The sequence below is a fragment of the Pseudomonas sp. NPDC087346 genome, assembly GCF_044744235.1.
In the GTDB taxonomy this organism is placed as follows: Bacteria; Pseudomonadota; Gammaproteobacteria; order Pseudomonadales; family Pseudomonadaceae; genus Aquipseudomonas.
In genome coordinates this window covers 207,760-234,517 of the sequence record NZ_JBIUXX010000001.1, presented here as the reverse complement: position 1 = coordinate 234,517, position 26,758 = coordinate 207,760, and the positions used below count along the sequence as shown (strand labels likewise).

Sequence of the window (26,758 nt, the reverse complement as noted above, 5' to 3'; positions counted from 1 at the left end):
TGGCTGATGTCGTCGAGTGTTGCCCTGCGTTTACCTTCCATTGATGGGTTGTTGCGTCATCCGGCGTGCCTGCCGCTGGCCGAGCGTTATGGTCGCGAGTCTTTGCTGACGTGCTTGCGGCAGTTGCTCGATGAGTTGCGCACCGATGTGTTGAACGGGCAATTGGCGGCCATCGAAATCAGCCCCGAAGTGCTTGCCGGTCGCGTTGGCGAACGTCTGTCGATGCAGGCACGCAGCAACGTGCGTCGGGTGTTCAACCTCACCGGAACCGTGCTGCACACCAATCTCGGTCGCGCCTTGCTGCCCGATGAAGCCATCGAAGCGGTGCAGATGGCGGCGCGCTATCCGCTGAATCTCGAATTTGATCTGGCCAGCGGCAAACGTGGCGACCGCGATGATCTGATCGAAGGCTTGATCCGCGAACTGACCGGTGCCGAAGCCGTCACCGTGGTCAACAACAATGCCGCCGCCGTGCTGCTGACCCTCAACAGCCTCGGCGCCCGCAAGGAAGGCATCATTTCTCGCGGCGAGCTGATTGAAATCGGCGGCGCTTTTCGCATTCCCGACATCATGGCCCGGGCCGGTGTGCGGCTGCATGAGGTTGGCACCACCAATCGGACCCACGCCAAGGATTACGAGGCAGCGATCAGCCCACGCAGCGGTTTGATCATGCGTGTGCACGCGAGCAACTACAGCATCGAAGGTTTTACCGCGCGGGTGTCTACCGATGAATTGGCGGAACTGGCGCACCGCAACGGGCTGCCGCTGCTGGAGGATCTGGGCAGCGGCAGTCTGTTGGATTTGACTCGTTGGGGCTTGCCGGCGGAACCGACGGTGCGTCAGGCACTGCTGGATGGCGCTGACATCGTTACTTTCAGCGGTGACAAGTTGCTTGGCGGGCCGCAGGCGGGGTTGATCGTCGGGCGCAAAGAGTTGATCGCGAAGATCAAGAAGAACCCGCTGAAACGTGCGTTACGCGTGGACAAACTGACCCTGGCCGCACTGGAAGCGGTGCTTGGTCTGTATCGCGATCCGGATCGTCTGGCTGAACGCTTGCCGAGTCTGCGTCTGCTGACCCGTCCGCAAACCGAGATTTTCGCTCAAGCCTTGCGCTTGCAACCGTTGCTGGCTGAAGTGCTTGGCGAAACCTGGAGTGTCAGCGCGGTGCAGGCGTTGGGCATGATCGGCAGCGGCAGCCAGCCGGTTGCGCGTCTGCCGAGTGCGGCGTTGTGCATGCGTCCTGTGGTATCGAAACGTTTGCGCGGGCGTTGTCTGCTCAATCTTGAAGCGGCACTGCGGGCGCTGCCGATCCCGGTACTCGGGCGGATTGACGACGATGCGCTGTGGCTGGATCTGCGGCAACTCGACGATGAGCCGGCGTGGTTGGCGCAGCTTGGGCAGCTCGAAACGTGATCGTCGGCACCGCAGGGCACATCGACCACGGCAAGACGTCGCTGCTGCAAGCGTTGACCGGGCAAAGCGGTGATCGCCGCCCGCAGGAGCGCGAGCGAGGCATGACCATCGACCTTGGTTATCTCTACGCTGAACTGGCGTCCGGTGCCGGGCTGACCGGGTTTATCGACGTGCCGGGGCACGAGAAATTCACTCACAACATGCTTGCCGGCGCGCAGGGCATTGATCTGGTGTTGCTGGTGGTCGCGGCGGATGACGGCGTGATGCCGCAGACCCGCGAGCATCTGGCGATTGTTGAACTACTGGGGATTCCCCGGGCGTTGGTGGCGATCACCAAGTGTGACCGGGTCGAGGCGGGCAGGGTGGCGGAGGTACGTCGGCAGGTGAGCGATTTGCTCGCGCCCGGGCCGTTTGCCGAGGCGCCGTTGCTCGACGTGTCGAGCGTGACCGGGGACGGCGTCGAGACTTTGCGTGATGCGTTGATACGGGCGCAGGGCGATGTCGAGGATCGCGGGGTTATCGGCGGCTTTCGTCTGGCGATTGATCGGGCGTTCAGTGTGGCGGGTGCCGGGATTGTGGTGACGGGGACGGCGCTGTCGGGTTCGGTGGCGGTCGGTGACAAATTGATCCTCGGGCCATCGGGCAAGACTGTTCGTGTGCGCGGGTTGCATGCGCAGAATCAGCCGGCCGAGCAAGCCTTCGCCGGGCAGCGCGTGGCATTGAACCTCAGCGGCGAGCGCCTGGAACTCGGGCAGATTCATCGCGGCCAATGGTTGCTGGCCGAATGGCTGTTTGCGCCGACGCAACGGCTGGATATCGAGTTGCAGTTGTTGGCTGACGAGCCTCGTACCTTCGAACATTTTCAACCGGTGCATGTGCATCTTGGTACGCAGGATGTGATCGCCCGGGTTGCGTTACTTGAGGGGACGACGCTGAAACCGGGCGGACGGATGTTCGCGCAATTGCTGACCAATGCGCCGGTGCATGCGGTGAAAGGTGATCGCTTGATCATTCGTGACCAGAGTGCGCAACGGACGCTTGGCGGCGGGCGAGTGCTGGACCCGTTTGCCCCGGCGCGGCAACGGCGTAGTCCTGAGCGGTTGGCGCAATTGAAGGCGCTGGCCGGGAGCCACAACCTGGAACAAACCCTGCCGGTATTGCTCAATCACGGCGTCGCCGGGCTTGATCCGCAACGACTGGAACGCCAGTTCAATCGCCCTCGTGCAGATTGGTCATTACCGCAAAACGTACGCATGATCGACACGCGACAAGGCCCGGTGCTGTTCAACGCTCAGCGTTGGGCTCGGTTGAAATTCACCTTGCTGGAACAACTTGCGCGCTTTCATGAACTGGAGCCCGATCAAATGGGCCCGGACCGTGATCGTCTGCGGCGTTTCAGTGCGTTGCCGCTGGAGCGTTCGACGTTCGCCAGTCTGCTGGATGAGTTGCGCGCTGCTGGCTCAATCGACGCCAGCGGGCCGTGGCTGCATCTGCCGGATCATCAGGTACGCTTGAATGCCGAAGATGAAATCCTCTGGTTACAACTGCAACCGCTGTTTGAGCTGGCCGGTTTTGATCCGCCGTGGGTGCGCGATGTTGCGAAAGCTTTGGGCCAGGAGGATGCCGTCGTGCGTCTGTTGCTGCGCAAACTGGCGCGACTGGGTTTGATGCATCAAGTGGTGCGCGATCTATTTATCAGCGACACGCAACTGCGGCGGATGGCGGCGGTGCTGCTGCATCTGGCAGAGGAAAATCCGCAGATCCAGGTGACAAGCTTCCGTGATGCGCTAGGCTTGGGACGCAAACGCTGTATTCAGTTTCTCGAATACTTCGACCGCATCGGCCTGACCCGGCGCATGGGCGAGTCCCGGCTGATCCGCCATGACAATGCGCTGGCCAGCAGCGGCGCAAACTGATTTCAAGGAAGGCAATCGCGCCCGGTGGCGCGGCCGGGCTTCAAACCCGGTTGGGGACGGCATCCGTTCCCGGGCAGGTTCGACTCCGGCTGCCTTCCGCCAATTTAAAGTCAAAAGATCGCTGCCTCGTTTCACTCGTGAGCTCCTACAGGAAGCAGGCAGTCGAACAGGTCTCAGAAGTTCAGCGGGTATTGGATGACCACGTAAATCCGGTCGATATCGTCGCCTGCCTGAGCACTGTTGGCCCGGTGTGAAACCTGTGACAGCTGCACCGACAGATCCTTGGCTGCGCCGGACTGGACGATGTAGCGCAAGTCGATATCGCGCTCCCAATGTTTGCCGCCATCGCCTTGTTGCGGTTGGTATTCGCCGCTTTGCGCATCGAACGGATTGTAGGCGCCGCCCTTTGGCGCGTGAGTGCCGTCGATGTGGCTGCCGGAGACGTAGCGGGTCATGAAATTGAGCCCGGGAATGCCGAATGCGCCCAGATCAAAATCGTATCGTGCCTGCCAGGAGCGTTCGTTGGCGCCGTTGAAGTCGGCGTACTTGATCGAGTTGGCCAGATAAATCGAGTCACCTCCGACAAAATCGAACGGCGTGTCGCCGATGATCCGCTGCCAGCCCAACATCACCGCGTGCGGGCCGAAAGTGTATTTGCCCGAGAGGCTGAACGCTGTGTTGTCGATGGCACCGGCCAACGCTTGCCCGGTATCGCGGGTGTGATAGAGGTTGGCGTCGAGCAGCACGCCGGACTGCTTGAAATGCAGGTTGGCGTAGTACTGGTGCCAAGTGTCGGTCAGCTCGGATGCATACAGCGCGCCGCCCACCGGGCTCTGACTAAACAGATCGGTGCCAATGAAGGTGATTCCACCCGCTTCGGTATTGGCGCCGTAGCCGTAAAAATTGCCTTTGCCGGAGGAGCTGTCCTGATTCTTGAACGCGGTGAAGTGCCCGGCGACCAGGTTCACATTGTCGATTTCCCGACTGTTGAGCAGAAACCCCGTGGCGTATTCCGGTTGCAGGCGTTTGTCTGAGGTGTCGAAGACTGGCGTCTCGACGGTCATTTCGCCGAACGCGAGGGTAGTGCGCGAGGCTTTCAACTTGAGCGCGCCGCCGCCACTGGAGAAATTGTTTTCGCTGCGACCGTCACTGTCGAGCGGTAGCAGGCCGGTGCCGGAATGGCCTTTGCCGCCATCGAGTTTCTGGCCTGCAAAGGCGTGGGCATCCAGACCAAAACCAAGCGTGCCGGGTGTGAAACCGGATTCAAAGGTGCCGATAAACCCCTGAGCCCATTCCTGTTTGTAGTTTTTATCGGCGGGTGAGGGCGAGCGGTAATCGTTGCTCAAATAGAAGTTGCGCAGGAGTAACCCGGTCTTGGCGTCTTCGAGAAAACCTTCGGCAAACGCAGGCCCGGTCAGCCCGCAGAGCATGATGAGCGAGGTGATGCGCGATTTGGAAAGCAGCATGTGTCAGCGACCGGGATAGCGGAAAGTGCGCTGATGGTCGCGTTTATGCGGGGATGGTGATTGAGCTGATGTGCTGCATTGTTGTGGTTGTCAGGTCTGAGGCGGTGAATGTGCTGACGCTATCGCTGGCAAGCCAGCTCCCACAGGGGTCAGGGTGTGCCCACCGATGATGGCAACACACAAAAAACTGTGGGAGCTGGCTTGCCAGCGAAGAGGCCTGCACATTCAACGATGATTTGGCTGACCCACCGCTATCGCTGGCAAGCCAGCTCCCACAGGGTTCAGGGAGTGCCCACCGATGATGGCAGCACACAAAAAACTGTGGGAGCTGGCTTGGTGGTGGTTACAGAGGACAGATTCCCTCTCAACCCGTTACAGGATTCCGTATTCCTGTGCGGTGCGATCTACCGCGATGCGGGTTTTGTCGACCAGTTCATCCAGCTCTGCTCGCGTGGCAACCAGCGCCGGCGCCATGATCATCCGGCCCAGGGTCGAGCGAATGATCAAGCCTTCCTCGAAGCCAATCGTGCGGCAGCGCCAGGCAATGTCGTTTTCGTTGGCAAAGCGCTTGCGGGTGGCTTTGTCTTCGGCAAACTGCAACGCGGCTACCAGACCAATACCCTGAATTTCACCCACTAGCGGATGGCTGCCAAACACTTCGCGCAGGCAGTTTTGCAGATACGGGCCGGTATCGGTCTTGACCTGTGTGACCACACCTTCATCACGCAACGCCTTGAGGTTGGCAATCGCTACCGCCGCCGCAACCGGGTGACCGGAGTAGGTGAGGCCGTGGGCAAACACCCCACCTTTTTCCACCAGTGCCTCGGCCATGCGTCGCGACAGAATCAGCCCGCCCATAGGGATGTAGCCAGAGGTCAGGCCCTTGGCGATCGACAACGTATCCGGTTCAAAACCGAAAGCCTGGTGCGCAAACCACTCGCCAGTCCGGCCGAAACCACCGATCACTTCATCGGCACAGAGCAACACATCATATTTGCGGCAGATGCGCTGGATTTCAGGCCAGTAAGTCGCTGGCGGAATGATCATTCCGCCAGCGCCCTGAAACGGTTCGGCGACGAACGCCGCGACCTTGTCGGCGCCAAGTTCGAGAATCTTGTCTTCCAGTTGCCGTGCGGCGCGCAGGCCGAATTCCTCGGGGCTCAAATCACCTTCGTGAGCGAACCAGTACGGTTCATCAATGTGCGCAACATCGGGAATGGTGCCGCCCATTTCGTGCATGAATTTCATCCCGCCCAACGCGGTCGCGGCCAGGGTCGAACCGTGATATCCGTTCCAGCGGCCAATCATGATTTTCTTCTCGGGCTGGCCCATCACCTGCCAGAATTTGCGCACGGTGCGGATCAGCACTTCGTTGGCCTCGGAGCCTGAGTTGGTGTAGATCGCGTGGCTGTAGTGCTTCGGCAGCAGGCTGAACAGCAGCTCCGACAGCTCGATCACCGCAGGGTGAGTGGTGTGGAAGAACATGTTGTAGTAGGGCAGTTGTTCCAGTTGCGCGGTCGCGGCGGCGGCCAGATCCTTGCGGCCATAGCCGAGATTGGTGCACCACAGGCCGGACATGCCGTCGAGGTAGCGATTGCCGTCGTTGTCCCACAATGCCAGGCGATCACCGCTGACCATTACTCGCGGGCCTTCTTCGTTGAGGGCTTTCTGGTCGACGAACGCGTGGATATGGTGAGCGGCGTCGGCGGCCTGATAATCGCGAGTGGTACGGGTCGGATCGAGTTCGACAGACATGGCTGATCTCCAGGAAAACAGGGCGGGTGGGTGCATTGGGTCTGCACTGCACGAGCTAATATTTGTCACCTTAAAATATTTTTGTAAAGAAAATAATTTGTTGTTAAAAAGAATAATCTTAAGCTGTCACTCATCAAGCAAGGCACGGCAGAGACAAGATGAGCGGACTCAGAGAGCGACAGAAAGAACAGCGCAGGGAAGTCATCGCTCAAGCAGCGCTGGAGTTGTTCAGAGCCAACGGCTTTGGCGCAACCACCCTGGAACAGATCGCCAATCAGGCCGGTGTGTCGGCACCGACCGTGGTCAATTACTTCGGCGGTAAACAGGAAATTCTGCTGGCGTTGCTCAAGCAGCCGGACGAGCAGGCCATGCGTGACGCCCGGGCCAATCTGGATGAGCAGAGCGACCCGCTCGACGCGTTGTGCGAATTCGAAGGCTTGATGACCGACTACCAACTGCAAGCCATGCCGGCATCGTTGTGGCGCGAGCTGGCGCCATTTCTGCTCACGGGCGAATTGGCTCAGGCATTGAGTCCGTGGAACGCGGCGGTGATCGAAGAGACCAAGGCACTGCTGGAACATTTTCAGCGCGCGGGCAAAGTGCGTGAATCGATCGATATCGACGTCGCCGCGACGCTGTTCAATCAGTACGCCAACATGGCGTTTATTCGTCTCGCGACCGAAACCACGCCGGATAGACAAGCGCATGCCCTGCACATGCGCAGCGTGTTGCATCTGCTGTGTCATGGAATGCTCGAGAACCCGGTCTGACAACCGCTCATCGCTGAACTACGCTGCCTTACGTATCCCTCACTGACCGGGCGTAAGGAAAAAGGCGCATGCGAAGCAAGCTGTTGGCGGTATCGATGGTGGTGTTCGCAATGCTCTGGTCCGGGCTTCTCTGGGCTGTCGATGAGACGGACAAACCGGCGAATGAAGCAGTTGAACTGAAGATCGCCAATCGCAGCATCATGCTGTTTCGCGCAACGATTCTCGGCGAGGCGCCGGTATCGCGGGTCAAACGAGCGAAGGTGGTCATCAGCGAAGCGCTGGATGAAACCGACAATCTCAATGTCACGGTCGATCCGATCCAGAATAGTTACATGGTGCTGCTGGGCGACAAGCGTGCATTCATCGTTTCACCCAAGGATGTCGACACACTCGAATACGCCTCGGTGCAACAAGCCGCCGAAGGTGCTGCCGCGAAGCTGCGCCAGGTAGTCGCCGAAACCCAAGAAGCGCGCAGCCTGCATCTGATCCTCAGATCCCTCGCGATGGCCGCCGTGGCCACGCTGATTTACCTCTCATTGCTCTGGTGTCTGGCGTATCTGCGCCGCCGCTTGCTGACAAAACTGCCCGAGTTGATGGAACGTCACACTCAGGCGCTGAAAGTCGGGCGGGTGCAACTGATCGATGCCAACTACCTGTATCCATTGGCCAGCCGTTTGCTGTTGCTGCTGCGCTGGCTGGTCATTCTGTTGCTGACTTACGAGTGGCTGGGCTTTGTCCTGTCGCGGTTTCCCTACACGAGGCCGTGGGGTGAAAGCCTCAATAACTATCTGCTGGAAGTGGCCGGTTACTTGCTGCAAGGCATCGTCGGGGCGATTCCCGGGCTCGGTGTGGCGCTGGCAATTTTCTTTATTGCCCGTGGCGCCACCGCGTTCAGTCGGCGGGTGCTGCGACGCATGGCGACGCCGGGAACGTTCAGTTGGCTGAACAGCGAAACCCTGCAACCCACCCAACGCCTGACATCACTGGCGATCTGGCTGTTTGCGCTGGCGATGGCCTATCCGTATTTGCCAGGCGCGGGCACCGATGCGTTCAAAGGCTTGTCGGTGTTGATCGGCCTGATGATTTCGCTGGGCGCGACCAGCGTGGTCGGGCAAGCAGCAGCGGGGTTGATCCTTACCTACACGCGCACCTTGCGCCCGGGCGAGTTCGTGAAGATTGGCGAATACGAAGGCACCGTGACGGAGCTGGGCATGTTCACCACGCGCATACGCACGGGCCTCGGCGAAGTGCTGACGCTACCCAATTCGATGATCACCGGCACCGTTACCAAAAACTATTCGCGCACGGTGCAAGGCCCGGGCTATGTGGTCGACACGGTGGTGACCATCGGCTACGACACGCCGTGGCGGCAGGTCGAGGCGATGTTGCTGGAAGCCGCCAAACGCACGCCCGGTATTCTCGAAGACCCGGCGGCGCAGGTGTTCCAGACGGCTTTATCAGATTTTTATCCCGAGTATCGACTGGTGGCCCAGGCGATTCCGAGTCAGCCACGGCCACGGGCGGTGCTGCTGAGCATGCTGCACGCAAATATTCAGGATGTGTTCAACGAGTACGGCGTACAAATCATGTCGCCGCACTATCTGGGTGATCCGAAAGAGCAGAAGTGGGTGCCGAAAGACCAGTGGTTTACGGCGCCTGCGCAAGAATCGAAAGATCCGCAACCGCCGCAGTAGATCCGGTTCAGGCCTTCGGCAACCATGGCTGCATCTGCATAGGCCGTCGTTATAGTGACTTTCGGATTTGCCTCATGTCTGCAGACGAGCCGCGCATGAACAATGATCTGTCGAAAATTTCTCAGGCAGATACATTTTTATGCGTGGACCACTACAGGGTTTCAAGGCAGCCGCCGGTTGTCTGTTGATTGCCGGCGCTTGTGCACCCGCAGAGGCGTGGGCTTCTTGCACGATGACTCAAGGGTACCATCAGAGTATCCGTTTCACAGTCCCGCCGATTTCCATTCCTCTGGACACCGCTGACGGTACGGAAATATTGGCAGTTACCGCCTCCAATAACCCAACCATCGCATTTACCTGTAATTCAGGCAGCGACCCGCAGGGCATCAAAAGCGCAACTGGGGAGCCTGCTGTCAATCAAATCATCCCGTTTGGTAAAACCGGTCTGGGATTCTCTATCAACTCCGGCGGTGGTCCGGACGCGATTTATCCGACTTATCGGACTCCCGGCACCGGCACGACCACCAGCAATCCCTATCGTTTGCGGATCTACAAGATCGGTCCGATAGCCAATACCGTGACCATCTCTGCCGGAACTTTTGTCAATTACATGGCAGGCAGTCTGTATGTCTATACGGGAGTACTCAGCGGCCCCGTGGTAGTAACGCCTGGAAGTTGCGAACTGGCGACGTCTGATGTGCCAATGGGTGAACATGCGGCTTCGGAGTTCAGCCGAATCGGCTACACCAGCAAGCCGATCGATTTCACTGTGCGCTTGAACAATTGCTCGGGGACCATCAACAAGGTTCAGTACACCATGACCCCGGGGCAAGGCTGGCGGGACCCTGCCAACGCGGTGATCAAACTCGATCCGGGCAGCGTCACCGGGCTGGGTATCCAGCTCTTGAAAGACGGTCGGCTGGTACCGGTCGGCGGCGCCGGTGAATTGCCAAAACCTACCGGTAGCGATGCCAGTTACACCTTCACCGCAGCCTATTATCAAGTCGAAAACGTGGTGCGGGCCGGCGATGCCAACGCTTCGCTGACGGTGCAGATCAGTTATTTGTAGCTGTTTTTCGCTTGTAAAAAAGGCTCTGAATCATCGATCCAGAGCCTTTTTTTTGTTGCCCTTATTCAGGGCCTGCAGATCAATGGCAAACGTTCGTAGTTTTGCGTTTTGCTCTTTTCCGGCAGGGAGTAGGGGGCCTGGCATTGCTCGCCGGACCATTTGATGACCAGCGTGCCTTGCTCGCTTTCGACCAGGGCCAACGCCTTGCCGCCGGGATCGGCAATCGCCAGTTGCTTGCCATCCATATCCTCCAGCGAAGCGCCGAAGGGCATGCGCTTGCGTTGCGCATCAAACAGTTCGAACTGCACGCGTCGCCCGGTAGTACCGATGTAATGCGCAACCGCTACGGCACCGCGACGCGGCACCAGTTGCTGGCTGGCGTTTTCGATCTCGACATCAGCTCCCAGATCGCGGGTGTCGAGGCTGATCCAGTTGACCCGGTAAGGCTGGGCATTGGGAATAACCGCATAACCGTTGTTACCGGTGGTCACACCGCTGTAGCTGCTGATGTTGGCGCCTTTGACGCCCGGCACTTCGACCAGGGCGAATGTTTCGCTGAGGGTCTGCCCGAGGTTGATGCCACCGGGATGCGCGACAACGGAACCGGCGATATTGAGGTTCTGCGAGTCATATCCGCGTCCGGTGCTATACCCGGCACTGAAGTCGCCCATCGACGTGCGATTGTTGACACTGGCGGATGCAGTGCGGCCACCGGTGTCGCTGTAGCCCCCTTGAACCGAGTAAAAGGTGTCGCCGCTGTCATTGAGATAGCCATTGACCCCGGCCTGGGTGCTGGTGTTGTGCTTTTGCGTAGTAGTGGTTACGAAAGCCCGAGGCGAACGTGGTCGTGAACCCAGCGGGAATGACAGCGACAGGTTGAATTGGGTGTCATTGTTCGACTCGCCCCAACTACCGGAATCCCGGGTATGCGTGATGCCGACGTTGTAGCTCAGATCGCCCCAGTTGTTGCTGTAGCCCGCCGAAAAACTCTGCGAACCACCACGCTCCCAATAGCGCTGATCGCTGGCGTTGACGTACACGCTGCCCAACTCGCGGTCGCGCCCCAGGCTCTGGCTGATGGTTAGATCGGTGCGAGTCTTGGAGTTGCCGGTGCGTTTGAGCGCACCTTCGCTGATGTCTTCGACGTGATCATTCAACGTGCGAAAGCCTTCGGTCGAATAACGATAGGCCGCGAGGGTGAAACTGGTGTCGGTGCCGGTGAAGGTTTTCGCGTATAGCGCCCGCACACTGTTACCCGTGGTGGTTTGATCCTGGGCCCGGCTGGAAGAGTGGGTCACATCGACCGACATTGCGCCGTACGCCGTGTTCTTGCCGACGCCCAGCGACAGCGCTTTGTAGGCGTCACTGGCTTGTAAACCGACGATGCCGGTGAGATTGCTGGTCATGCCGTAGGCGAGCGTGCTGCTGAGGAACTGCGGCGAAGCGAGATCATCCGTGTTGCTGCTGAACTTGCCCGCCGAAAGGCTGTATTTCACCTGACCTTCGCGCACCATGATTGGCAGGCTGGAAAACGCCTGTTGGGTCACGTGACGGCTGCCATCGGCCTCGATCACGGTGATTTGCAGATCGCCGTTGGAGCCGCTGGGATAGATATCGCTGATTTCAAACGGGCCCGGCGCCACGGTGGTGGTGTACAGCACGTAGTTGTTCTGGCGGATTTCCACGGTCGCATTGGTTTGCGCCACGCCACGAATGATCGGCGCATAGCCGCGCTCGCTGTCGGCACGCATGCCTTCGTCGGAGGCCAGTTTCAGCCCGCGATAACGCACGCTGTCGAACAGATCGGGATCAGAGAACATATCGCCAGCGCTGAACTGGCCCTTGATTGCGGTGACGTCGTGCTGCACGTAGCTGCGATTGCTTTTGAAGGTGTTCGAACGATCGGTGCCGCCGCTGAGGTTGGCCTCGTTACGAAAACGCCAGCCACCGAAATTGATGCCGTTGCGCAGGCCCAGATTGTTTGAAAAGCGGGTCTTTTGATCACCACCGGTACGGCTGCTGTTGAGTTGATAGTTGATGAAGGCTGCGGGCACGCCCTCGTCCCACAGCTGTGGATCGACATAGCCGCGCTGGCCTTTTTTCATGGCGATTTGCGGAATGCTCGCGATCAATCGCAAGCGGCCGGAGTCATAGCGCAGGCTGGCTTTATCGATCAGGGTCGACAGGTCGTAGCATTCCTGCGGATGCTGCGGATCGAGCTTGCCCTGTGCTTGCAAGCTGCGTACGTCAGCGCCCAGTTGTTCGATCAAATCGATGCTCAGACAGGCTTCGACCCGACCGTTATCCGGATTACGCTTGAATTCGATATCGCGACGACCGACCAGAACTTCATTGCTGTACAAGTCCACGCGATAGTTGCCGGGCAAGACACTATTGGTCGCCAGCAGTTGCTGAACATCGACGGCGGACGATGCACCCTGAAGGAAAGTAGTGTTGTAACTTTCGACTTGCGCTTCGTTACTGGCGACATCTGGCTGTGACGTTGCGTGAGCGAATGCTGGCAACGCCATGACAATCGAGAGTGACAACGCATTCATCTTCAATGAGGGACTGCAAGCCGCATACGCAACAGCGCCCGCGCGTCCATGCACACAACGATTGATATTGTTGCTCATAGAAATCGACATGCAATAGCCTGAGCCGCGCCGTTCAAACAGGGGCGACGATGGAGTTCAAAGAGTTGTTGCCTAAGGGGCGGAAGAGCCCTCGGCAACTTTCGCGGTATGTGCCTGATCGCTGGAAATGACGGCTGAATAACGGGTTTGTGCACCGTAGTCGTTGATGCTGATAAAGCTCAGGGTCGGCGCTTTGTCGCTGGCCAGCACCGGCAGAGGAAAGCTTTTTGCCTGTCCGGGCGCAATCATCACGCCTTCAGTCAGTGTTTCGGTTTTAGTTGAACTCTTGAGCATCACGTCGGCCATCGAGACGTGATACCGGCTCGGGTTGGAAACGTTCAGCAGGGCTTTGCCATCTTCACGGGACAACTGCCATTGCAACTGCGCAGGCGCCTGCAACGGATCTCCCGTCAAGCCAGCCGGGCGGAAAAAAACTTTGATTCGCTGACGAACCGCCAATTGCAGGGTGTTGGCCTGAGCGGCGGCCTGGGGGATTTCCTGGACGTTGAGCCAGACCACCGACTCTTTGTCCGCCGGCATGCCTTGCCCTTCATACAGAATGCGCAGCAGTTGCTGCTGCTTGGCAAAAATTCGCGTCAACGGCGGCGTCACTGCAAATGGCAGCGTCGTTTCGCTTGGGGTTTCAGCGTCGATCCACGACTGGATCAACACGTTTTGGTTGCCGTTTCGCACGGTGATATTGGCTTCAGGGTGAGCACCATCAAAGATGATCCGCGTGGCACTCAGCGAAATGCTCGCCTGAGCCTGAGGCAGCAACAGAATGCCCAGCAAACCCAGGCAGGCGGGAAGGGAACGACGCAACATAGGGAATTACCGCTTTGATCGAATTGGACGGCGGGGCTCCAGGCCCCGCGCGTTTACAGCCAACTGCCAGACTTATTGGTATTCAAGAATGAACGGCAGGGTCGCGTCGCCACGACCGGCAGTGGCGGTGCCAGCAGCGCCAGTGGTCACGTAGGCTGCGGAGAAGCTCAGGGTGCTGTCGCCACCGGCAGCGCCAGTGCCGTGGGTTTCGGCGGTGATTTTCGCGGTGGTCTTGGAGCTCAGGTCAATCAGTTGGCCGTTGCTGTCGAGCAGGGCGATACCGATGTTGGCCGCGGTGCCGCTGCCCTTGGTCAGCGCCAGAACCTTTTTACCTGTGACCAGACCCGAACCGCCGCTGGCTGGATCGAAAACCATCGACACCTTGGTCCCTGCGTTGCAGTTGACGTTCAGATTGAAGTCTTTACCGGTCACACGGCCGGAGGCCGGGCTTTCAGCGGTGCCCATGTCCTTGATCGAAACACTGCCCATATCGACCGAAATCATACGGTCAGCATTGGCACCATCAACCGAGCAAGCGTCGTTGTTGATTACACCGGTAAAGGCAATCTGACCGCTGCCACCCTTGACCGGGGTTTCGTCTGCGGCGCTGGCGAAAGTGCAGGTGCCCATAACGGCAACAGCCAGCAGAGCCATGGAAAACTTGTTCATCTTGATGTCCCTTTATCGAGGTATTAAGTGCTGCATGAAAATGCCTGCACACCTTAAACAGCGACTGTTTTGCGGGACATCAGACGAATCTTAATAGCGCTCTGGATCGGCTCTGCGAGTAGCTCTGATCAGTTGAAAATATTGCTCTGATGGCAATAGCTCAACAGGTCCTGATCACTCTCGACTTCAAGTTTGCGCATTGCCGATATCTTCTGCGAACTGATGGTTTTGGTGCTGCGGTTCTGACTGTGGGCGATATCGGTAACGCTCTTCCCAGCGATAAACAAACGCAGTATTTCGAACTCTTTCGGTGACAGTCTGGCAAACCGCTCTTCGACGGCGGCATTGGACTTGATCACCGAAGTTGGCGCCTGCTCCAGGCTTTTGTAGCGCGTTTGCCGGGCGATGCTTTCGAGGGCTTTTTCGATTTCGTCATGCAGTTGGTTTTTCTGGATCACACCGACCACACCCAGTTCGTGCAGGCGAGTCAGGATCAGCGGATTGGAGATCATCGTCAGCACCAGAATCTGCGTCAGCGGGAACTGGCGGCTCAGGTATTCAATCAGTTTGAAGCCGTCACCGTAGGGCGACTCGGTTGGCATGTTGAAATCGGTGATGACAATGTCCACGGTCTGCTGTTCAAGGATTTCGATCAGACCGGGCGACGACACTGCTTCGCCGACCACGCAAAATCGCGAATCACGTTCGACCAGCTCGCGCACCCCGAGCAACACAATCGGATGATCATCGACGATGACCACATTGATTTTTTTCATGACTGACATCCTGTAGTGCGTCCTTTGATGTAGCTAAAGTATCTGGAGAATCGTTCCCGCGCTGGGGATTTCAATGCTCAATATTCTGTAGAAGCGCTTCCAGCCTCTGCACTATCGGGTTGATCTGCTGCTGTAGTGAAAGCGTTGAAGGGGCCTCCAGTATTTGGCATTCCAGCTCAACGCAATCGTCAGCCAGTGCCCGAGCCTGCACCGCACCCATGGCGCCGGCGATACTGTGAAGTCGTTGCGCCAGATCTTGCCTGTCCTCGCGTTCAAGGGCGGATTTCAGTGCCTGAATATCCTGTTGCATGGTGGTGACGAACAACTCGCGCATTTTTGCCGACAAGGTGATCGCATCCCCTTGCTCGACTTCCGGCTGGGGCTGCGGTGCTACTGGCGTTTTCGCCGTCGAACCACATAATTTGAGCATTTGCTCGCGCAGAATGTGCAGGCTCAACGGTTTCACCAGCCACGCGTTCATGCCGACTTCCAGGCACCGCGCGCCTTCTTCGCGCATGGCATTGGCGGTGATGCCGATGATTGGAATCCGAGGGTCGGAGCGACGGAGCGTGCGGGCCAATTCATAGCCATTGATGACCGGCATATTGACGTCGGTCAGCACCAGATCGAAGACCTGTGGCTGCCATTGATTCAAGGCCTGTTCACCATTGGACGTCGCGACCACCGTACATCCCAGCGCTTCAAGCTGCTCCTTGATAATCGCCTGATTGATCGGATTGTCCTCGGCCACCAGAACATGCAGATTGAGGCCGATGAGGGATGGTTGCGGCGTCTCAACCTGCGCCTCAGGCCCCCATTGCGACAGACACACTGCCCGAGCGATCGCCCGCAGATCAAACAGATCGACTTCAATCGCGCCCGTGGTGTTTGCCGGGCGGTTTTGTCCGTTCGACAACGCCACTACCCAAGGGCCGTGCCAAATCGCTGTCGTCTCGTTCGGCAGAATATCCACCAGCACTGCTGTGGCGGGTGCGTTCGCCGGCAGCAGGGTGGCCGCCAGTCCGAGGCGATTGAGCCAAGCGCAGACGCTTTGTGCCAGTTCCGGGACGGCAGCGCGCACATAAACGGCTTCTGTAGCGCAATCGGTTTCGACTGCCAGTTGCCCCGCAGCTTGCGTGAACGGCAATTGCAGGGAAAAACTGCTGCCGAGCCCCGGCTCGCTGACGACCTTCAATTGACCCTGCATCATTTGCGTCAGCGACTGACAGATCGCCAGCCCCAGGCCGGCACCGGCCTCGCTGGAGGCATCGCGCACCTGGAAAAATGGCGCAAACAGTTCGATTTGCTGGGCCTCGCTGATACCGATCCCGGAGTCCGTCACCTGCCATTCGATACTGGCCTGATCGTCCTCGATCTCGACCACCCGAACGCGCAACACCACGCGGCCGCTGTCAGTGAACTTGATCGCATTGCTCAGCAGGTTGTTGAGAATCTGCCGAATTCGTACCGGATCGCCAATCAAACGATCCGGTAATGCTGCATCGATGCAGGCATACAGCAGCAGCCCTTTGCGCTCGGCGAAAGCGGCATAGGTGTGCAAGGTGTCCTCGATCAGGTCCAGCGGACAGAACTCGATCAAGTCGATGACCATTTCGCCGGACTCGATTTTCGACACGTCGAGTACGTCGCTGATCAATTGGAACAACGTTGCCGAAGATCGCTCGATGGTTTGCAGATAGCCTTGCTGACGCGGCTCCAGACGGGTCAGAGCCAACAGTTCGAGGGTGCCGAGCACGCCATACAACGGTGTGCGAATTTCATGGCTCATGGTCGCCAGAAACAGCGTCTTCGCGGCGTTGGCGGCATCGGCATCGTGCCGTGCCTCCTGCAGGGCCTGCGCGTCCTCGATATGCCGGGTGACGTCATTGAATGCACACAACAACGCGTCCTGCCCCTGATAGCGGGTGGGCGTGAAGCCAACCTGTAAATGTCTGCCGTCGATTTCCAGACGGGTTTCGCCGCTGTCAGTCAGGTTTTCGCGACGACTGAACAGCGCCACCAGTTTCGCCGTGCCTTGCCATTGCCGCGCTTGCTGGTTTTCTAGCAACACCTGAAAGTCGGTGCGACGCACCACGCAGAGGCCGGTCGGTGCAGTGTCAATCACCAGCCGACTGAACGCTTCGCTCTCGGCAATGTGCTGATGCGCCTGTTCTGCCGGGCGTACGACGCGGCGGCGATACCAGCGGCTGATCAACCCGCCAGCCACTACGCTGCTGACGATCAGCAATGCCAGCCCCAGCAACGGCCACATGATCTGCCCGAAAAAGCGGCTGAAGGAGATGGTGTAAATCGCTACCCATGGATTGACGTCCGTGGATGACACCTTGAACACCAGTCCTTGGCGATTGATGTTGAGCCCGTCGTTGAGTGTTTGCTGCGAATCGACCGAACCGATCACGGTGAGCTCATTCGGGGCAATCAGGCTGAGTTGATCGTAGATGGTCCAATCCATGACGCGCTCGATGTCATTGACCTGATCCATGTTCAGTAACGAGGCCACGACTACATGTTCACTGGCACCCTGAATCCGTAGCGCCGCAGGGTTCAAGCGAACATTGACGTAGGCCAGCATTTGCATGGGGCGGGGCTGATCCTGCGGGACGTTGTATTTCTCCCAATGCACCTGTTCGTCGGCGCCGTCACCGTTGTTCAGCACGAAATGCCGAGCCACACGATTGACGACGTCATTGAACGGTTCGACAGGTGGCTGCACATAAGTGTGCAGCGCTCCGGACGATGGCACGACGATGTCGAAGTTGCCTGACGTGTTGAACAGGAAAACCTGCGGCGCCTGGTAGTGCGAAGTCGACCAGAATGAGCTGTAGAGACTGGCGAGATGCACGCCAAGGTCGAAAACCCTGCCCATATTTGCCGCGTCAGGTGCTTTGCGAACGAAATGCACGCTAAAAGGGATGGAGTAAGAGAATTCACGGACGTCGAAAATTTCTCGTCCTTGCTCGTTCAGTCGCTGGTGTGTGTAGCGCACAGCTACATCAGGATTCTGCAGATCGCCCTGAATACTGGTCCGCGAGACTTCATGCAGGAAGGCTTCATGGCGTTTGACGTTTTCCATCAGCCGGGCGAAGTGAAAACTAACGGTGTCCTGCTCCTCGGCGAGCAATCGCTGCATCGCCCAATAGCTGAAGCCAACCAACAGCAGGCCAACGCCCAGCGACGCCAATAGCCCCTTGTTCAAGCGCATTGAACTGCGAGTGAGGTTATCAAGGGTCATACGGCTTTGTTTCATTAAAGACTTCCAGAAAGGCATAAAAGGAGGGCGCCCTCGGGAATATTACCTTTGCTGCTGAATTTGTCTCTAAGGCTGGCGCTGCATCGAAAAATCAATGATCCGCCTGAAAGGGCAACAGGCAGTTGAACAGCGCACGTAACGTGAACGGCTTGACCAGGCAATGATCCATGCCGGCAGCCATACACAATGCTTCCTCGCCACGCATGGCATTGGCCGTTGCACCAATGATCGGCAGGGTGCAACCGAGATTGCGCAAGGTTCTGGCCAGTTCATAACCGTTGATGAGCGGCATGTTGACGTCACTCAGGATCACGTCAAACGCGCTGCTTTGCCACAAGATCAACGCCTCTTTGCCATCGGATGCCAATTCGACCTGGCAACCGAGTTCCTCGAGCTGATTCTTCAGTATCAGTTGATTGATCAGGTTGTCCTCCGCAACCAGAACGCGCAGGTTCAGTGGCGTCAGCCCGAGTTCGGTTGCCGGTTCCTCGATCTTCGCTACCCACAAACCCTGAGCCTGACTCACCGCCTGATGCAGGGCCTGGATGTGGCTGAGGTTGACCAGCGAATAGTCCGGGCGCAGTTGCGGCTCGCTGCAGGCATTGCCAGCGACAAGGATCAAAGCGCCCGACCAGTCGGGTATCAGACGCTGATGGATGTCGCCGGGATGCAGTTCAATCAGCACCCCTTCCGCCATTGCGGCTTTGTCCGGCGGACCAATCTGCGCCCGCGCCCCCCATTTGCGCAGCCAGCCCGTCACCGATTCCGCCAGTTCCCGTACTGTGGAAACCACATAAACCGTGTCAGGCAACAGACTGCCGATGGTTGGCAAGGGCAGGGGCCGCAAGACCATTTCCAGCGGCAGAACCAGCGTGAAACTGGCGCCCAGCCCTCGCTCGCTGACCATGCGGATGCTGCCATTCATCAAATGCGCCAATCGTTTGCAGATCGGCAATCCAAGGCCGGTGCCAGCCACCACGTTGGTGTTGCCTTCAGTCTGGTAGAAGGGGTCGAAGATGTGGATCTGGTCATCGCTTGATATACCGCGCCCGGTATCGGAAACCTGCCAGAGAATCCGCGCCTGCTCGCCGCTGCGACTTTTCAGACGAACACGCAACACTACGCGGCCGGAATCGGTGAACTTCACCGCGTTGCTCAGCAGGTTACTCAGAATCTGGCGGATGCGCGTGACATCGCCGCGCAGCAGATCGGGCAACTGCGGGTCGAAACAGGCATAAAGCTGTAAACCTTTGCTGCGCGCAGCGGCGGCATAACCCTGGATGACGTCGTGAACCAGCGCGGTCGGCGAGAACTCTTGCAGTTCAAGCGCCAGTTGCCCGGCCTCTATCTTCGACACATCAAGTACGTCGCAGATCAATTGCAGCAAGGTCGCCGACGAGCCTTCAATGGCCCGTAGATAGTCTTTTTGTTGCGGGTCCAGATGCGTGCGCGCCAGTAATTCCAGTGTGCCGAGCACGCTATACAGTGGCGTGCGGATTTCGTGGCTCATGGTCGCCAGAAACAGTGTTTTGGCTTCATTCGCGGCATCGGCCAGTTGCCGGGCTTCTTCGAGGGTGGCTTCGATCTGTTTACGTGCGCTGATATCGCTGAAGGCACAGAACAGCACGTCCTCACCCTTGTAGCGCGTCGGAGCGGAACTCAGGTACAGATGACGACCGTCGGCCGTGGCGAAGTAGTCGCTGCGATTGGGCTGGGTGGGCGCGAAGGCCTGCTCGATCCAACTGCTGCACAGCAAATCGCGCTCCACGCCGCTGCCCAGCCAGTTTTGCGACAAGGTATTTTCCAGCATCACCTGGCCGTCAGTGCGGCGCAGTACGCAGAGGGCAACCGGGGCGGTCTGGATCACATCGCGGCTGAAAGCCTCACTCTCGATCAACGCCTGCAAGCGGTTCAGCGCCGGCACGATAAAACGCTGCTCGACACGGCGGATCAACAGGCCGATCAGGATCAGGCTCAACACACAAAACAACAGAACCCCGAGCAATTGTGGCATCAATGCCTTGAGCAAGTCGCCCAGATCGAACGAATAGACCAGTTGCCAATCAGTGGATTGCAGCTGTTTGCGGATCACCAGATGGTCGGGCAGCCAGCCGTTGCCGACAAAACCGAAGTAGTCGTTAGTCTGCAACTGGCGGGTCAGCGCCTCGCACAAACGCTGAGTCGGTGAGTTGGCGAACAGCAACGTGCCCTGCGAGTTGAACATCATGAAGGTCCCGGCGCTACGATCGCCGAGTGCCGCCGACACCGCCTGACCCTCCATTTTCAAGCCCAGCCAACCGGAGTTCCTCACGCTGTCGTCCAGGCGAATAAAGATAAATAGCTGGGAAGTCGGCGCCGTTTCATCCGTCAGCCACAGTTCCTGATCCTGGCTGGGGGGCAGATCGTTCAGTGCCTGCAACCTGTTCAGCAATGACTGGGGCAGATCTGGCTGACTCGAATGAACGCTGTACAGCCGGTTACTTTGGGCATTTTCGCCGCCGGATACGTAAATCAGATCAAGTTGATTGCGCTGCATGTACTCACGCATGCGCCGGGTCAGCCAAAGCGTCCACTGCGTGCCCTCGGCGTTGCTCAATTGCACAGGGACTTCTTCGATGGAAGGCCAATAACTGACCGGCTCGGCCTGCATCGATCTGCGCACCGCCGAGAGACTGAGGCTTTCCAGCAAGGCTTCGCGGGTGGTGAAAAAGGTCTGCGCCTCGGCAATCGCGCTGCTCATGTAGCCACGGCGTTGGGAAATATCGTTGGCCAGGGTCGAGCGCAAGAAGTTATAGGCAGCACTGAGAATCCCGGCGACGAGCACCAGCGCGAACAAGCGCAATAATCGGCGGGCGGCTTCGGGGCTGGAAAGGAAGGGGTTGATCTGGTGCAGGTAACTTCTGAATCTCATGCGCCGACTGTAGCGGCGCAGAGACTGGTGGAGCATCAGACGAATCTTAAAATATGCCGGTGTATTGGGCCAAAAGGCTCAACGCAGCAGCCTCAGACAATATCGTCGATCAGGATGTGATGCTGGCCGCGACTGCATTGCTCGATTCGCGCCTCGACCTTGTAGACGTTTCGCAACATCAACTCAGTGATTACCTCATGACTCGGCCCGCTGCCCTGCGCGGTGCCATCGGCGATGACCAGCACTTGATCGGCAAACCGTAACGCCTGATTCAGGTCATGGATCGCGATAAACACGATGACCGAACGCTTGCGTGCCAGTGCGCGCATGAAGTTCAGTACCTGCACCTGACGATGCATGTCGAGTGCGCTGGTCGGCTCGTCCATCAACAGGATTTCCGGTTCGCGCACCAGTGTCTGGGCAATCGACACCAATTGTTGTTGACCGCCGCTGAGTTCGCCGAGATTGCGGAAGGACAGTTCGGTGATGCCCAACGCTCCGAGGATGTCGTCGACCAGTTTCAATTCGTCATTGTGGACGACCCACCCCGGCGTCAATTGCTTGCGCGCCAGCAGGACCGACTCGTACACGGTCAGTCTGGCACTGGCGTTCAGGCCCTGGGGCATGTAGCTGATGCCCTGCGCGCCTTTTTTCGAGTCCTGCAAAATCACTTGGCCGGGGCCATCGATCAACCCGGCCATGCGTTTGAACAGAGTGGATTTGCCCGCCGCATTCGGGCCGACCACCGCGACCACCTGGCCGCCGGTAAAGGTGCCTGTGCTGACGCCGCTGATGATCGTGCGTTGACCGTAACGCGCGCCGAGATTCTCCAACTGAATCTTCACCATGAGTTTTTCTTCCCGCCCAGAATCAGAGATATGAAGAACGGCACGCCGATCAGTGACGTGACCACACCGATGGGGAATATCGCCCCCGGGATCAGGGTTTTGCTGACCACCGAACTGGCGGACAGGATCAACGAACCAGTGAGCAGTGAAGCGGGCAGGAAGAATCGCTGGTCTTCGCCGATCAGCATGCGGGCGATATGCGGTCCAACTAATCCGATAAAACCGATGGTGCCGACAAACGCCACCGGAAACGAAGCGAGCAGGCTGACCATGATCAGCGTCTGAAAGCGCAGGCTGCGCACATTGATGCCGAAACTCGCGGCTTTGTCATCGCCCAGGCGCAAAGCGGTCAGTGCCCAGGCGCGTTTGGCGAAAATCGGCAGGGTGATGAGGATCACCAGACAAATCACCCCAAGTTTCGGCCACGTCGCTTTGGTCAGGCTACCCATGGTCCAGAACACCACGGCGGCCACGGCTTGTTCGGTGGCAAAGAACTGCACCAACGCCAGCAACGCGTTGAAGGTGAATACCAGCGCAATGCCGAGCAATACGATGGTCTCGGCCGTCACGCCACGGCGCATGCTCAAGAAGTGAATCAGCAGCGCTGACAGCATGGCCATGATGAACGCGTTCACCGGCACCATGTATTGCGCCGCAAACGGGAATAGCGCGACGCCAAATGCCAGGCCCATGGCCGCGCCGAAACTGGCGGCAGCGGAAATGCCCAGGGTGAACGGGCTGGCCAGCGGATTGTTGAGGATGGTCTGCATCTGCGCGCCGGCCAGCGACAATGCGGCACCCACCGCGACGGCCATCAGTGCCACCGGCAAGCGAATTTCCCACATCACCACCCGCACTTGCGGCGAAGCGCTGTCCGGCGAAAACAGTGCGCCGAGCACTTCGCTGAGGCTGTAGCTCGCCGGCCCCAGCGCCAGATCAAGCAGCACGCTGCACATCAGCAGCAACACCAGTGCGCCGAGGATCAGCCGTTTGCGCAGCACCAGTCGGCGGTAGGTATCGCGCTGCACGACCATGGCTTCGTTCAGCGAACTCATGGTTTGACCTCGGGTTTCAGGCTGACAAAGTAACCGGGCTCATAGGGCACAGGCAGGAAGCGCTCATGCAGTTCGCGAAACGAGGCGTCCGGGTCGAGATCGGCAAACAGCGTCGGGTGAAACCACTTCGCCAATTGCTGGATCGCGACGAACTGATAGGGGCTGTTGTAGAACTGATGCCAAATGGCATGGAACGCTTGATCGTCCTGCGCCTTGATGCCGGCGTATGCCGCACGCTGGGTGTACCACGCGAGTTTTTTCCGGGCTTGTGCCATGTCCGCGCCCGGGCCGACGCCAACCCAGTGGCCGCCGGGGGCAAAGGCTTCCCAGTTGGCAGTGGTGACTACCACATGGTCTGGATTGGCGACTATGACTTGCTCGGGGTTCAACTGGCCGAACGTGGTGGGAATGATGCGTTTGGCGATGTTGTTGCCACCGGCCATCTCAACGAAACGACCAAAGTTTTCATTGCCAAAGCTCAGGCAGCAATCGTCGGTGTAGCCGCCAATGCGCTCGATGAACACGTTGGGCCGGGCAGGGTGATTGGCCTCGATTACGTCGGTGACGCGACGGATCTGCTGGTTGCGAAAGTCGATGAACGCTTCGGCGCGTTCTTCTTTGCCGAAAAGCTGGCCGAACAGGCGCATGGTCGGCTCGGTGTTCTGCATCGGGTTATTGCGAAAATCGACGTAGACCACCGGAATGCCGAGGGCATCAAGCTTCTCGATATAGCGCGCATCTTCAGTGGCGTGCTGTGCCTCGACGTTGAGGATAATCACGTCGGGACGCTGGGAGATCGCTTGTTCGATGTCGAACGTGCCGTCCTCAAAGCCGCCAAAGGTCGGGATCTTGGCGATGTCGGGAAACTTTCGCAGATACGCGCCATAAGTATCCGGATCAGACTGGATCAGATCCTTGCGCCAGCCAACGATGCGCTCGATGGGGTTTTGCGTGTCCAGCGCGGCGACCAGATAGAGCTGGCGACCTTCACCGAGGATCACCCGTCTGACCGGCAGGTGCACTTTGACCTTGCGTCCGAGCAAGTCAGTCACCGTGCTCAGCGCTGGATCAGCATCGGCTGCCTGTGCGCTGCGAGGTGCAAGGGATAACAACGCCACGCCGGACAAAATCGCCAGCAGCAGTGCAGCGAAGGCGTGGCTGCGTCGAAAAATAGTAACCATGGTTGGTGCCTTTGCAGAAGCCGGATCAGGTAACGGCAAACACTGTCGCCAAGACCCGGTGGTTTAGAAATCGACAGTGGCCGACAGCAGCAATGTGCGTGGCGAACCTTGAGAAAACGCGCCGTAGGACGCCACGCCAGACCAATACTCGCGATCGAATACGTTCTGCACAGTGGCGCGGAATGTCGTTGGTCGCTCGGCGATGCGAGTGGCGTACCGCGCGCCGACATCAAAACGGGTCCAGGCATCCAGCTCCTGGGTGTTGGCCTGATTCACGTATTGGCTGCCGGTGAAGATCGCGCCGCTGGTCAGGGTCAATCCTTCGACTTGCGGCGTGTCCCATTCGGCCCAGAGGTTGGCCTGGACTTCAGGCACGCCGACCGGCTTGTTGCCTCGATTGGCGGCAACCCCGGTTTTGGTGAGTTCGGCATCGAGCAGGGTCACGCCGCCCAGCAGGCGCGTGCCTTTGGCGACTTCGCCGAACATGTTCAGCTCCACGCCGCGATTGCGCTGTTCGCCCTGTACCGAGAACAGCCCCGAGGTCTGTTCGCCGCTGGGTTTCTTGATCTGGAACAGCGCGAGAGTCGAGGTGAAGGTGCCGTAGTCGACCTTGACCCCGACTTCATGTTGCCGGGACACGTAAGGCGCAAAAATCTCGCCGGCATTCGATGCGGTCGAGGGCGCGATGTCGCCTTTGCTCAGGCCTTCGATGTAGTTGTAGTAGAACGAAACGTGATCCCAGGGTTTGACCACAGCGCCGAACAGTGGCGTGGTCTTGCCGTCATCGTAGGAGGTGGTGACCACGCCGGCCGGGTTGTAGTTGTCGGACTTGATGTTCTGCTTGCGCAGGCCAGCGGTGACTTTCAAACGCTCATCCAGCACCGACAATGTGTCGGCGAGGGCCACGCCTGACAGTTCGGTTTCGGAGACTTTCAACGCGTCCGGCGTAGGGATATCAGGTTTCGGACGATCAATCGGGTGGTAGATGTTCGACAGGATGGCGGGCCCGGAAATAATCCCCCGGGACAATTCATCGCGGTAACGCGTGACCTGAAGGGCGGTGCTGTGGCTGATCGGCCCGGTGTCAAAGCGCAGGCGCGCTCCGGCGTCGATTGTGTAGCGCTCGACTTCGAACTTGTAGTAACCGGGGATCGACGAGGTATCACCGGCTTCGTTGATGATGGTCGGCGTCTGATCGGACATGCGCGCGACGTTCGATCTGCCAGCACCGGCGTGAGCAAATACCGTCAGGTCGTCGTTCAGATCATATTCACCACCGAGCAACGCCGATTTGTCCCGGGTCCTCGACCAGCCCCAGTCCTGGCTGACGTTGGTACGGCCATTGGCCGCCGAGGGAATGTCGACGCCGCTGGCGATCAGAAACGGTCGGGACGCGGCATCGATTTTTTCCTTCTGGCTGAGCAGATCCAGGGTGGTGCGCAAGCGGTCCCCCTGATAGTCGAACGAGATGGCGCCGATATCGACATTTCGCGATTGCTCGTCAATGGCCGTGTTGCCCTGTTGCGTGCTGCCGTTAATGCGCACCCCGAACCGACGCTCAGGGCCAAAACGCCGACTGAGGTCGAAGTGACCGCCGAGCTGCGTGTCCATCGCATAGCTGGCGGTGAATCGGGTCAGGTCTTCATCGAGAGAGCGCTTTGGCACTACGTTGATCACGCCGCCGACGGCGCTGTTCGGAGACATGCCATAAAGCAGGGCGCCGGGGCCTTTGACCACTTCGATACGCTCGGCGAACTCGGTGAACACTCGATAGTTGGGCGCAACGCCGTAGACACCATCGAAGGCTATCTCGCCGAGATTGCCTTCACCCACCGGAAAGCCACGAATGAAGAACGAGTCGACAATCCCGCCGGTCTGCCCGGTGGAACGCACCGAGGAATCGCGTTCGAGCAAATCGCCGACGGTAACGGCCTGCTGATCCTTGATCATTTCCGAGGTGTAGCTGCTGACGCTGAAGGGCGCGTCCATCACATCGGTGTTGCCGAGCATGCCGAGGCGTCCGCCCTGGGCGACCTGATTTCCCGAGTACACCGCAGGCAGGCTGTCACTGCTTTTATCGATGCCGCCGATGGTGGTTTCGCTCAGCGTCAAACTGCGTGGCGCCAGGGTGTAGCTGCCATCGCTGCGCGCAAGCATGTCCAGGCCGCTGCCGGCCAACAACCGGCTGGACGCTTCCTGAGTGGAATACTTACCTTTAAGCCCCGGGCTCATCAGACCCTCGGTCAACGAAGGCTGGAACGACAGGGCGATGCCGGCGTCCACGGCAAAACTCGACAGGGTTGCACCGAGCGGGCCCGGAGCGATGTTGTACGAACGCACGACCGCGGAATCAAGTTGCACCGGCACCGCGGCGAGCGCTTGCGGGCACGCGGCACAGACCAGGGCCAGACTCAGCAACGCACTGCAAATAGCGGGCTTGAGCGGGCAATCCGGGCGCAAGGGTCGTGCAACGAGCATGAATGGATGGCCCTGTAGGCGAGAG

General features: G+C 58.7%; 17 protein-coding genes and 1 tRNA gene. 6 read left to right on the top strand and 12 right to left on the bottom strand.

Going from position 1 to position 26,758, the window contains the following annotated elements; all coding sequences use genetic code 11:
* Positions 1 to 6 precede the first annotated feature (6 nt).
* From selA to ACIOZM_RS00975, 3 genes are all read left to right on the top strand, one after another.
* Positions 7 to 1,413, top strand: coding sequence for an L-seryl-tRNA(Sec) selenium transferase (gene selA / locus ACIOZM_RS00985; protein ID WP_401208393.1), 1,407 nt, complete (start codon positions 7 to 9; stop codon positions 1,411 to 1,413).
* Positions 1,410 to 3,329, top strand: coding sequence for a selenocysteine-specific translation elongation factor (gene selB, locus ACIOZM_RS00980; protein WP_401208624.1), 1,920 nt, complete (start codon positions 1,410 to 1,412; stop codon positions 3,327 to 3,329). Before selA ends, selB begins: the two co-directional genes overlap by 4 nt.
* A gap of 6 nt (positions 3,330 to 3,335) precedes the next feature.
* Positions 3,336 to 3,431 (top strand) — tRNA-Sec (locus ACIOZM_RS00975).
* A gap of 71 nt (positions 3,432 to 3,502) precedes the next feature.
* Here the strand turns inward: ACIOZM_RS00975 and ACIOZM_RS00970 are convergent.
* Together ACIOZM_RS00970 and ACIOZM_RS00965 are read right to left on the bottom strand one after the other, a co-directional pair.
* On the bottom strand, positions 3,503 to 4,759 hold the full coding sequence (locus ACIOZM_RS00970) for an OprD family porin (RefSeq protein ID WP_401208622.1): 1,257 nt from the start codon (positions 4,757 to 4,759) through the stop codon (positions 3,503 to 3,505).
* 408 nt (positions 4,760 to 5,167) lie between these two features.
* Entirely contained in the window at positions 5,168 to 6,550 is a 1,383-nt protein-coding gene (locus ACIOZM_RS00965) for an aspartate aminotransferase family protein (RefSeq protein WP_401208390.1), read from the bottom strand.
* Positions 6,551 to 6,708: 158 nt separating this feature from the next.
* Here ACIOZM_RS00965 and ACIOZM_RS00960 point away from each other — a divergent pair, with 158 nt between their 5' ends.
* The 3 genes from ACIOZM_RS00960 (at position 6,709) to ACIOZM_RS00950 (ending at position 10,083) form a co-directional block, all read left to right on the top strand.
* Complete coding sequence (locus ACIOZM_RS00960) at positions 6,709 to 7,320, top strand: TetR/AcrR family transcriptional regulator (RefSeq protein WP_401208388.1); 612 nt, start codon at positions 6,709 to 6,711, stop codon at positions 7,318 to 7,320.
* Between the two features lie 68 nt (positions 7,321 to 7,388).
* Positions 7,389 to 9,014, top strand: a complete 1,626-nt coding sequence (locus ACIOZM_RS00955) for a mechanosensitive ion channel family protein (RefSeq protein WP_401208385.1) — start codon at positions 7,389 to 7,391, stop codon at positions 9,012 to 9,014.
* A 316-nt stretch (positions 9,015 to 9,330) separates the two neighbouring features.
* The gene (locus ACIOZM_RS00950) at positions 9,331 to 10,083 is read left to right on the top strand and encodes a fimbrial protein (protein WP_401208382.1); all 753 of its coding nucleotides are present in this window, start codon (positions 9,331 to 9,333) and stop codon (positions 10,081 to 10,083) included.
* A gap of 65 nt (positions 10,084 to 10,148) precedes the next feature.
* On the opposite strand, the gene ACIOZM_RS00945 is transcribed toward ACIOZM_RS00950, so the two are convergent.
* From ACIOZM_RS00945 to ACIOZM_RS00900, 10 genes are all read right to left on the bottom strand, one after another.
* On the bottom strand, positions 10,149 to 12,719 hold the full coding sequence (locus ACIOZM_RS00945; protein ID WP_401208620.1) for a fimbria/pilus outer membrane usher protein: 2,571 nt from the start codon (positions 12,717 to 12,719) through the stop codon (positions 10,149 to 10,151).
* 72 nt (positions 12,720 to 12,791) lie between these two features.
* Positions 12,792 to 13,544, bottom strand: coding sequence for a molecular chaperone (locus ACIOZM_RS00940; protein ID WP_401208379.1), 753 nt, complete (start codon positions 13,542 to 13,544; stop codon positions 12,792 to 12,794).
* 72 nt (positions 13,545 to 13,616) lie between these two features.
* Entirely contained in the window at positions 13,617 to 14,213 is a 597-nt protein-coding gene (locus tag ACIOZM_RS00935) for a fimbrial protein (protein WP_401208376.1), read from the bottom strand.
* Positions 14,214 to 14,341: 128 nt separating this feature from the next.
* Positions 14,342 to 14,989 carry a response regulator gene (locus ACIOZM_RS00930; protein ID WP_401208373.1) on the bottom strand — a complete coding sequence of 216 codons (648 nt, stop codon included), beginning with the start codon at positions 14,987 to 14,989 and terminating at the stop codon, positions 14,342 to 14,344.
* A 70-nt stretch (positions 14,990 to 15,059) separates the two neighbouring features.
* On the bottom strand, positions 15,060 to 18,257 hold the full coding sequence (locus ACIOZM_RS00925; protein ID WP_401208370.1) for a response regulator: 3,198 nt from the start codon (positions 18,255 to 18,257) through the stop codon (positions 15,060 to 15,062).
* Positions 18,258 to 18,351: 94 nt separating this feature from the next.
* Positions 18,352 to 21,171: an ATP-binding protein gene (locus ACIOZM_RS00920; RefSeq protein WP_401208367.1), complete on the bottom strand. Its 2,820-nt coding sequence runs from the start codon at positions 21,169 to 21,171 to the stop codon at positions 18,352 to 18,354.
* A 92-nt stretch (positions 21,172 to 21,263) separates the two neighbouring features.
* Complete coding sequence (locus ACIOZM_RS00915) at positions 21,264 to 22,019, bottom strand: ABC transporter ATP-binding protein (RefSeq protein WP_401208365.1); 756 nt, start codon at positions 22,017 to 22,019, stop codon at positions 21,264 to 21,266.
* Positions 22,013 to 23,074: a FecCD family ABC transporter permease gene (locus tag ACIOZM_RS00910; RefSeq protein WP_401208362.1), complete on the bottom strand. Its 1,062-nt coding sequence runs from the start codon at positions 23,072 to 23,074 to the stop codon at positions 22,013 to 22,015. The genes ACIOZM_RS00915 and ACIOZM_RS00910 overlap by 7 nt, the downstream gene beginning before the upstream one ends.
* Entirely contained in the window at positions 23,071 to 24,255 is a 1,185-nt protein-coding gene (locus ACIOZM_RS00905) for an ABC transporter substrate-binding protein (protein WP_401208360.1), read from the bottom strand. Before ACIOZM_RS00905 ends, ACIOZM_RS00910 begins: the two co-directional genes overlap by 4 nt.
* A 63-nt stretch (positions 24,256 to 24,318) precedes the next feature.
* Positions 24,319 to 26,733, bottom strand: a complete 2,415-nt coding sequence (locus ACIOZM_RS00900) for a TonB-dependent siderophore receptor (protein ID WP_401208357.1) — start codon at positions 26,731 to 26,733, stop codon at positions 24,319 to 24,321.
* Between the last annotated feature and the right edge of the window lie 25 nt (positions 26,734 to 26,758).